This is a genomic window from Cellulomonas sp. 73-92 (genome assembly GCF_001898175.1).
Classification (GTDB): domain Bacteria; phylum Actinomycetota; class Actinomycetes; order Actinomycetales; family Cellulomonadaceae; genus Cellulomonas.
On sequence record NZ_MKTH01000013.1, the window covers coordinates 222,499 to 231,787 of the forward strand.

The window sequence follows — 9,289 nt, forward strand, 5'->3', positions numbered from 1 at the left end:
GCCCGCCGCTCGGACTCGTCGGCCTCGGTCTGCAGGGCCTTGACCTCCTCGGCCAGCTGCCGGGCCTTCGTGAGCAGGTGCTGCTTCTCGTCGCCGGTCGCGGCGGCGACGTCCTTGCCGAGCGCCTTCTGCGAGGCACGGGCCTGCTCGAATCCCGTGAGGGCGCTGCGCCGGCGCGCGTCGGCGTCGAGGATCTGGTCGACCAGGTGCGGGTCGTCGCCACGGGCGGTCTGGGAGGCGCGGACGACGTCGGGCTCGGAGCGCAAGAGACGCAGGTCGATCACGGCTCGAGCCTATCCACCGACAGACGGACGCGCCGACCCCCAGGTGGGGCCGTAGATTCCCTGGCATGACCTGGCAGGCCTGGGTCGCCGTGGGGGCTGCCGTGCTCGCGGCGGTGGGCATCGGCATCGGCATCTGGGTCGCGCGCCGCCAGCGGCAGCTGCGCACGCGCCTCGACATCGCGGGGGTCCCGGTCGTCGAGGAGCAGCCCCCCGGGTCGGGCGGTCCCGACACGCTCGTGGCGGTCGTCGTCAACCCGACCAAGCCGGGCACGCCGGCGCTGCGCGAGCTCGTCACCACGACGATCGCGGGCCGCGGCTGGCCGGAGCCGCTGTGGCTGGAGACCACGCCCGACGACCCGGGCGTCGGGCAGGCGCGGCAGGCGCTGGAGGCCGGGGCGCACCTCGTCATCGCCGCGGGCGGCGACGGCACGGTGCGCGCCGTGGCCGAGGCGCTGGCGCACAGCGCGGTGCCGATGGGGCTGCTGCCGCAGGGCACGGGCAACCTGCTGGCGCGCAACCTCGATCTGCCGATCGGCAACGGGCCCAGCGCGCTGGCGATCGCGCTCGACGGGCTGAACAGGACGATCGACGTCGGCCGCCTCACCGTCGACCGGTGGGCGGACGCGGAGCCACCCGAGGGCGCGCACGACGAGAACGTGTTCCTCGTCATCGGCGGGGTGGGCGTCGACGCGGCGATGGTGGCCGACGCCGACGAGCAGCTCAAGGCACGCGTCGGCTGGATCGCCTACTTCGTCGCCGCCGTGCGCCACCTCCACGGGCGCCGGCTGCGGGTCAAGGTCAAGGTCGACGACCGCGACTGGATCGAGGTGCGAGGGCGCTCGCTGCTGGTCGGCAACGTCGGCCGGCTCCCCGGGGGGATCACGCTGCTGCCCGACGCCCGGATCGACGACGGCTGGCTGGACCTCGCGGCGCTCGACGCCCGCGGCGGCGTCGCCGGCTGGGCGCAGCTGCTCGGCGAGGTGATGCTGCAGCGCATCGGCGTGCGCAACGACCTGCCGGCGAAGATCGGGCGCATCGACCACGTGCGCGCCCGGCAGGTGACGGTGCAGATCGTCGGCGGCGAGCAGGTGCAGGTGGACGGCGAGTCGGTCGGCCGGGCGAAGCAGCTGTCCGCCCGGGTGGACCCGGGTGCGCTCGTCGTACGGGTCGCCCCGCCGCGGACCTGAGGCGACCGCTACGTGGCGTCGCCGTGGCGCAGCGCCTCGAGCCAGCTGCGCGCGGCGACGAAGTCCGAGTCGGACGTGCCGACGTGCACCGTCGGGGCGACCGCGTCCGCGCGCGGGTAGGACCCGAGGAACCGCACGTAGGGGCAGCGCCGGCGCAGGCCCATGACGGCCTCGCCGATCCGCTCGTCGTGGATGTGCCCCTCGACGTCGAGCGAGAAGGAGTACCGGCCGAGGGCGTCGCCGATGGGCCGCGACTCGATCCGCGACAGGTTGACCCCGCGGACGGCGAACTGCTCGAGCATGTTCATGAGCGCGCCCGACTCGTTGTCCGGCAGGTGCACGACGAGGGTCGTCTTGTCCTTGCCGGTCGGCGCGGGGACCACGCCCGGGTGGCCGACGAGGACGAACCGCGTCTGCGCCGAGGGGTTGTCGGACACGTCGCTGGCCAGGGCCGACAGGCCGTACCGGGTGACCGCGGGCGGGGGCACGAGGGCGGCGTCGAAGGCCGGCGCCGGCAGGCCGGGATCCGCGATGCGCTCGGCAAGGAGGGCCGCCGGCGCGGTGTTGCTCGTCGCGGGGACGTGGACCGCGCCCGGCAGATGGTTCGCCAACCACGTGCGGCACTGCACCCAGGCGTGGGGGTGGGCGCCGATGCGGTGCACGTCGCGCAGGGCCACGCCCGGCGCGGCCGCCAGCGTGAACTGCACCGGCACGAGCATCTCGCGCAGGATCACGAGGGGCTCCCCCGCGGCGAGCGCGTCCAGGGTGGCCGTCACGCCGCCCTCGGCCGTGCTCTCGATCGCCACGACCGCGTGGTCCGCCGCGCCCGAGCGGACGGCGCCGATCGCCGAGCCGACGTCGGTCTGCGGCAGCAGCTCGGCGTCGTCGGAACCCACGACCTGCAGCAGCGCCGCCTCGGTGAACGTCCCGGCCGGGCCGAGGTAGGCGTAGCGCAGGCGGGCGCTCATCGATCCTCCAGGGTGCGGCGGGCGGTTGTCGGCAGGGTAGCGGCTGGCTCGCCGGTCCGGTCGGCCCGATCGGTCGCCGGGCCCAGGTGCGGCCGGCGCCCGGCGAGCGGGAGTCGGCGGCCGCGGCGCGCGGTGAGCGGGGTTGGCCGGCCGCACCCGACGGGCGGCAGTGCCTGGCGGCGCCGCGGCGCGCGACGGGAGGGGTCGGTCAGCGGCACCCCAGGGGCGGCACTGCCTGTTGGCGACGCGCGATGAGAGGGGTCAGCGGCCGCGGCGCGCGGGGGGCGCGAGGCGGTCGCGCACGGCGTCGGCGGCGGCGCCCATCCGGCGGGCGTTGATCGCCAGCTCGACGTCACGGGCGCCGGCGACCCGCCGGACCTGGTTGCGCAGCGCCCCGCCGGCCGGGTGGTGCCGCAGCTCGATCGGCACCTCGAGCACGCGGAACCCTCGCCGCAGCAGGTCGATCGTCATCGCCGGCTCGATGCCGGCGCCGTGCGCCAGCGGCGTGGCCGCCTCGAAGGCGGCGCGGGTGAGGCACCGCAGCGGGGACAGGGGCGCGTCCGGCGTCCAGCCGGTGAGCTGGGCGATCGCGCGGCGGGCGGCGCCCACCACCATGCCGCGACCCGTGGGCGCGGGCGGGAGCAGCGCGACCGTCATGTCGGCGGTGCCGGCGAAGATCGGCGGGATGAGGGGCGCCACGTTGACCGCGGCCTCGGCGAGGTCCGCGGCCAGGAGCAGCAGCGACCGGGGGGGTCGGCCCGGGACGTCGCGCATCGCCACGACGGCGGCACCCGTCTCGAGGGCGGCGGCGCGGCCGCGGTTGTGCGAGTGCCGCACGACCACCGCCCCGGCCTCCCGGGCGGCGTGCTGGGTGTCGTCCTCCGAGCCGTCGTCGACGACGAGGATGAGGTCGACCCCGGGGATCGCCCGCACGGCGCGCACCGTGGCGGCGATGCGTCGGGCCTCGTCCTTGGCCGGGATGATCGCGGCCACGCGCGCCCGGTCGCGCGACGACCGAGGCGCCGAGGGCCCCGCCGGCGCAGGGGACGCGCCGGGGGCCGCAGGGCCGGCTGGTGCCGATTCGGCGTCCGACGACGAAGGGGCGCCGGAGGCCGCGGCACGCGTTCCGCCGACGGACGGGACCGACGACGAGCCCTCGGCGCGCAGCGCCTCCTCATCGGCAGCCTCCGCGACCTCGTCGGCCCCGTGGTCGGGCTCCGCGGCCGCGTCGGCGGGCCGCGTGGCCTCGTCGGGCGCCTGCCCGGAGGCGGGCACGGACGTGTCGCGCTCGACGCCGAGGGCGCGGAAGGGACGCGGCACAGGTCAAGCCTATAAGCGGCAGCCTTTGTCCTGCCTGTGCCGAGTCGCGGCCCGCCGTTTACCCCGGCTCAGCGCAGGGTCACCTGGCGGGCGACGAGACCGGCGCGGGCCCGGCGGGCGGCAGGGTCGAGCGGAGTGTCGTCGGCCACCGCCGCCGCGAAGGCGGGTGCGAAGGTGGCGATGTCGGCGTCGACCTCCTCGGCCTCCGTCCCCCGCGCCAGCTCCCACACCGGCACGACGAGCCCGCACGCGCGGAAGTACCCCACGAACTTGTGGCCCGCGAAGCCGGACTCGCGCCGGGCGTGCAGGCGCGCGAGCCCGTCGAGCGCCACCTGCTCGTCGAGCGGCTGCACCCAGCGCACGAACTCCCGCCCGGCCATCCGCACCCAGTACGCCGACTCGACGGACGCCAGCTTGGTGGTCGGGATGATCGAGGCGTCGGCCTCCTCGAGAGCGGCCTTGACCTGCGCGGTCTGCTCGGTCGACTCGTCGAGCCAGTAGCCGAAGCTGGTCTGCAGCTCGATCTCGAACGGAGCGTCCAGGTCGAGCACGTCCTGCAGGCGCGGCCCGGGCGTCGGCAGGCCGAGGGTCTGGACCGGCGTCCCCGGCTCGGCGTCGAGCGCCTGGAGCAGCACGGCCGCGAGGTCCCGGCTCGCGTCGCCCGACGAGCTGCGCGTCTGCAGGGCGAGCAGCACCACGTCGTCCTGGCGGTGCAGCGCGGGCCAGGCGTCCGGCAGCGACGTCGTGACGAGGACGTCGCGCGCGCCGTGCTCCTTCGTCGTGCGCACCGTGGCGGTGGCCGCCGGGACGAGCTCGCGCATCGCGACCCAGTCGGTCTCGCCCGGCAAGCCCTCGAACGGGCGGGCGACGTAGTCGATAGCCATGCCGCGCACCCTACCGACCGTCGCGCGGTGCCACGTGCGGCGGGAGTGGGCGGGCCGGCGGGGGGGTCGGCGGGTGGGGGTGGTGGGCCGGGGCGGCGGGTCCGGGGCGGCCGGGGCGCCGGGCCGGGGTGGTGCGGCCTGGGCGGTGCACCGGCGGGGGTGGTGCGGCCTGGGCGGTGCACCGGCGGGGGTGGTGCGGCCTGGGCGGTGCACCGGCGGGGGTGGGCGCGGCCGGGGTCCGTGCGGGAGGATCGGGCCATGCATCCGCGTGCCGGAACCCCCGCCCTCCCCGAGGACCTCATCGACGTCGACGCCCTGGTGGGCGCGTACTACGACCGGGTGCCGGACCCGGCCGACCCGCTGCAGCAGGTCGTCTTCGGCACGAGCGGCCACCGCGGCTCGTCGTTCGACACGGCGTTCAACGAGGCGCACATCGTCGCCATCACCGCGGCGATCGTCGAGTACCGGCGGGCGCAGGGGACGGACGGACCGTTGTTCATCGGGCGCGACACCCACGGGCTGTCCGAGCCGGCGTGGCGGTCGGCGCTCGAGGTGCTCGCGGCGGCCGGGGTCGAGGTCCGCATCGACGCCCGCGACTCATGGACGCCGACCCCCGCGGTGTCGCACGCGATCCTCACCCACAACGGCGCCGGCACGTCGCAGGGCGTGCGCACGCAGGGTCCCGGGCTGGCCGACGGCATCGTCGTCACGCCGAGCCACAACCCGCCGCGCGACGGCGGCTTCAAGTACAACCCGCCCCACGGCGGACCGGCCGACACCGACGCGACGAGCTGGATCGCCCGGCGCGCCAACGTGCTGCTCGGCGGCGGCTGGCGGCAGGTGCCGCGGGTGTCGCTGGAGCAGGCGCTCGCGGCGGGCACGACGAGGAAGCACGACTACCTCTCCGCGTACGTGGCCGACCTCGAGCACGTCGTCGACGTCGAGGCGATCCGGGCCGCGGGTGTGCGGATCGGTGCCGACCCGCTCGGCGGCGCCTCGGTGGAGTACTGGGCCGAGGTCGGCGAGCACTACGACCTCGACCTGACCGTCGTGAACCCGACGGTCGACCCGCGCTGGGCGTTCATGACGCTCGACTGGGACGGCAAGATCCGCATGGACTGCTCGTCGCCCTACGCCATGGCGTCGCTGGTCAGCCGCATGAGCGGCGACGCGCCGTTCGACATCGCCACCGGCAACGACGCCGACTCCGACCGGCACGGGATCGTCACGCCGGACGCCGGGCTCATGAACCCCAACCACTACCTCGCCGCGGCGATCTCCTACCTCTACGGCGCCGCCCGCCCCGGCTGGCAGCCCGGGACCGCGATCGGCAAGACGCTGGTCTCGTCGTCCCTCATCGACCGCGTGGCCGGCAAGCTCGGCCGGCGGCTGCTCGAGGTGCCGGTGGGGTTCAAGTGGTTCGTGCCCGGGCTCGTCGACGGCTCCGTCGGGTTCGGCGGGGAGGAGTCCGCAGGGGCATCGTTCCTGCGCCGGGACGGCTCCGTGTGGACCACCGACAAGGACGGCATCATCGCCGCGCTGCTCGCCTCGGAGATCCTCGCCACCACCGGGACCACCCCGTCGCAGATCCACGCGGACCTCGTCGCCGAGTTCGGGCAGTCCTGGTACGCCCGCGTCGACGCCGCCGCCACGCGCGAGGAGAAGGCGACGCTGGCGGCGCTCTCCCCCTCGCAGGTGACCGCCACGACGCTCGCCGGCCAGGAGATCACCGCGCGGCTGACGCAGGCGCCGGGCAACGGCGCCGCGATCGGCGGGCTCAAGGTGACGACGAAGGACGCGTGGTTCGCCGCACGGCCCTCCGGGACCGAGGACGTCTACAAGATCTACGCCGAGTCGTTCGTCTCGCCCGAGCACCTCGCGCAGGTGCAGGACGAGGCGAAGCAGGTGGTCGCCGCGGCCCTCGCCGGCTGACGCCGACCGTCACAGGCGTTCGCCGGCTGACGCCGACCGTCACAGGCGTTCGCCGGCTGACGCCGACCGTCACAGGCGTTCGCCGAGCGCCAGGGAAGTTTCGGTGGCGCTCGACGCACAAGCACGGCGCTCGACGAGGACGCGCGACCATCCGGGCGGCGGCGCGGGTCAAAACGATTCGATCCCGCGCCGCGGCGATGCGACGATGGCCCGATGCTGCGCCCGTACCGCGACCTCTTCACGCGCCCCGGCGCGGTCGCGTTCAGCGCCGCGGCCCTCATCGCGCGCGTGCCCATGGCCACGGTGGGCATCGCGATCGTCCTCGTCGTCAGCGCGCGCTACGGCTCCTACGGCCTCGCCGGCCGGGTGTCAGCCGCCCTGGTCGTGACGGTGGCCGCCACCGGACCGTGGATCGCGCGCCTGGTGGACCGGCACGGCCAGGCCAAGGTGATGCGGCCCGCGCTGGCCACGAGCTGTGTCGGGCTCGTCGGGCTGGCCGTCGCCACGACCGCCCACGCGCACCCCGCCTGGCTGTACGCGGGCGCCGTGCTCGGCGGGTGCGGCGGCAACGTGGGCGCGCTGGTCCGCACCCGGTGGTCGCACGCGCTGGCCGACGAGCCGCGGCTGGTGCACACCGCGTTCTCCCTGGAGTCGGCGCTCGACGAGCTCGTCTTCGTCGTGGGACCGGTGCTCGCCACGGTGCTGGCGACCAGCGCCGTGCCGCAGCTCGGCTTCCTCGTGCCGTGCGCGGCCGTGGTCGTCGGCGGCGCGTGGTTCGTCGCGCAGCGCCGCACCGAGCCGCCCGTCACCGCGCACGGGCCGGGTCATCGCGGCGGCAGCGTGCTGCGCCTGCGCGGCGTGGCGCTGCTGCTCGTCGCGTTCGTGGGGACGGGCGTCATCTTCGGCGCCACCGACGTCGCGACGGTCGCGTTCGCGGCGGAGCAGGGCCACAAGTCGACGGCGGGTGCCGTGCTGGCAGTGTTCGCCGCCGGGTCGATGACGTCCGGCTTCCTCTACGGCGCGCGCCACTGGCGGGCCAGCCAGGCGCGGCGGTTCGCCACCGCCGTGGTGCTGCTGGCGCTCGGCGTGTGCCTGTTCCTCCTGGTGAGCAGCCTCGGCGCGCTGGCCGGGACGATGTTCGTCGTCGGCTTCGCCATCTCCCCGTCGATCATCGCCGGGAACGGGCTCATGCAGGAGCTCATCCCCGCCTCCCGGCTCACCGAGGGGCTGACGTGGATCGGGACGGCGATCACGTTCGGCGCGTCGGTCGGGTCGGCCGCGGCCGGCGCGCGGATCGACGACGCCGGCTCGCACGGCGGCTTCCAGCTCATCGTCGCGGTCGCGCTGAGCGTCGTGGCCTTGGTCGCGCTCGCCTACCCCGCGCTGCGGCGGGCCGGGGGGCGTCCGGCGCACGACGAGGTCGCGGCGCCCGTCGCCGCGGCGACCACCGAGCCCTGAGCCCCTGGCGCGGCGGCGTCGCGCGGCGGGTCGCCGGGCTCGACGGCGGCCTGCGGCGGCGTCGCGCGGCGGGTCGCCGGGCTCGACGGCGGCCTGCGGCGGCGCCGGTCGGGCCGCGCATGACGTCGTCGTGCGGCCTCGTGTCCGCGGCCGGGACTCGTCGTGCGGCGGGTCGCCGGGCTCGTCGTGCGGGCTACGGCTGAGGGTTGTGGGCGTCGTAGTGCCAGAAGTGGCGCTGCGCGCGCACGACGAGCCAGAGCAGCACCACGCACAGCGCGCCGCCGGCCGTCGCCGCCCACGCCTCGCCCACCCGGGACGACAGCGTGCCGACCCAGAGATCGCCCAGGCGGGGGCCGCCGGCCACGACGACGGTGAAGACGCCCTGCAGCCGGCCGCGCATCTCGTCGGGCGCGGCGGTCTGCAGGATCGTCTGCCGGAAGACCGAGCTGACGGTGTCGCACGCGCCGGCGACCGCCAGCACGACGAGCGCGGCGACGAGCGCCGGCCACAGCACGTGCGCCGGTGACGTGCGGCCCGCCCCGACCAGCACCAGGCCGAAGACGAGCACGGACAGGCCCCAGCCGGTGATCGCCCACACGATCACCTGCCCCTGCCACCGCACCCGCGTCAGCCCGCCCGAGAAGACCCCCGCGAGGATCCCGCCCACCGCGATCGCCGCGGTGAGGGCGCCGGTCGTCGTGGCGCCGCCGCCGAGGATGAGCACGCCGACCGCGGGGAAGATGACGCGCGGCAGCGCCGTGATCATCGCGATGAGGTCCACGACGAACGTGTTGCGCACGTTGGGGCGGGAGCCGAGGTAGCGCAGGCCGTCGAGCACCGAGCGCAGGCCTGCCGTCGAGGTGAGCGTGCCCTCGGGCGGGATCGACGGGAGCCGCCACAGCGCCGTGAGCGCGAACGTGAACAGCGCTGCGTCCAGCCCGTAGGCCGCCGGGTAGCCGACCCCCGCGACGAGGACGGCGCCGAGCAGCGGACCGCCGGTGAGGGCGACGTTGAATGCGAGCGTCTGCAGCGCGTTGGCGGCCGGCATGAGCCGCGGCTCGAGCAGGCGCGGGTAGATGGCCGAGCGCGCCGGGCTGTTGACGGCGCCCGCGCCCGACTGCACCGCCACCAGCACGAAGAGCAGCCACACGTGCCGGTTGTGCGCCAGCGCCTGGGCCAGGAGCCCGAGCGTCGCGACCCAGCTGACCACCGCCGAGACGAGCGCGACCTTGCGGCGGTCGTAGTGGTCGACGATC

General features: G+C 75.9%; 8 protein-coding genes (2 of these 8 running past the window's edge). 3 read left to right on the forward strand and 5 right to left on the reverse strand.

Annotated elements, in window-relative coordinates; translation table 11 throughout:
- Window positions 1–284: the 5' portion of a serine--tRNA ligase gene (gene serS / locus BGO37_RS07710; protein WP_291753655.1), read on the reverse strand. 994 nt of this gene lie to the left of the window's left edge; 284 of the gene's 1,278 nt are visible here — the first part of the coding sequence; it begins with the start codon at window positions 282–284; its stop codon lies off the left edge, out of view.
- Between the two features lie 65 nt (window positions 285–349).
- On the opposite strand from serS, the gene BGO37_RS07715 reads away from it, so the two are divergent.
- Window positions 350–1,471, forward strand: coding sequence for a diacylglycerol kinase family protein (locus tag BGO37_RS07715; protein ID WP_291753656.1), 1,122 nt, complete (start codon window positions 350–352; stop codon window positions 1,469–1,471).
- An 8-nt stretch (window positions 1,472–1,479) separates the two neighbouring features.
- On the opposite strand, the gene pheA is transcribed toward BGO37_RS07715, so the two are convergent.
- The 3 genes from pheA to BGO37_RS07730 form a co-directional block, all read right to left on the reverse strand.
- On the reverse strand, window positions 1,480–2,439 hold the full coding sequence (pheA, locus tag BGO37_RS07720) for a prephenate dehydratase (RefSeq protein WP_291753659.1): 960 nt from the start codon (window positions 2,437–2,439) through the stop codon (window positions 1,480–1,482).
- 261 nt (window positions 2,440–2,700) lie between these two features.
- Window positions 2,701–3,759, reverse strand: a complete 1,059-nt coding sequence (locus BGO37_RS07725) for a glycosyltransferase family 2 protein (RefSeq protein WP_367188092.1) — start codon at window positions 3,757–3,759, stop codon at window positions 2,701–2,703.
- 68 nt (window positions 3,760–3,827) lie between these two features.
- Window positions 3,828–4,643, reverse strand: a complete 816-nt coding sequence (locus tag BGO37_RS07730) for a DUF5926 family protein (RefSeq protein WP_291753660.1) — start codon at window positions 4,641–4,643, stop codon at window positions 3,828–3,830.
- Between the two features lie 258 nt (window positions 4,644–4,901).
- Here BGO37_RS07730 and pgm point away from each other — a divergent pair, with 258 nt between their 5' ends.
- Together pgm and BGO37_RS07740 are read left to right on the forward strand one after the other, a co-directional pair.
- Window positions 4,902–6,575 carry a phosphoglucomutase (alpha-D-glucose-1,6-bisphosphate-dependent) gene (gene pgm / locus BGO37_RS07735; protein ID WP_291753663.1) on the forward strand — a complete coding sequence of 558 codons (1,674 nt, stop codon included), beginning with the start codon at window positions 4,902–4,904 and terminating at the stop codon, window positions 6,573–6,575.
- Window positions 6,576–6,788: 213 nt separating this feature from the next.
- The gene (locus BGO37_RS07740) at window positions 6,789–8,033 is read left to right on the forward strand and encodes an MFS transporter (protein ID WP_291753664.1); all 1,245 of its coding nucleotides are present in this window, start codon (window positions 6,789–6,791) and stop codon (window positions 8,031–8,033) included.
- 193 nt (window positions 8,034–8,226) lie between these two features.
- Here the strand turns inward: BGO37_RS07740 and BGO37_RS07745 are convergent, their stop codons facing one another.
- Window positions 8,227–9,289, reverse strand: partial view of an MFS transporter gene (locus BGO37_RS07745; RefSeq protein WP_291753666.1) — the 3' portion only. It continues 215 nt past the right edge of the window; the window shows 1,063 of its 1,278 coding nt (coding positions 216–1,278); the start codon falls outside the window, past its right edge; the stop codon is at window positions 8,227–8,229.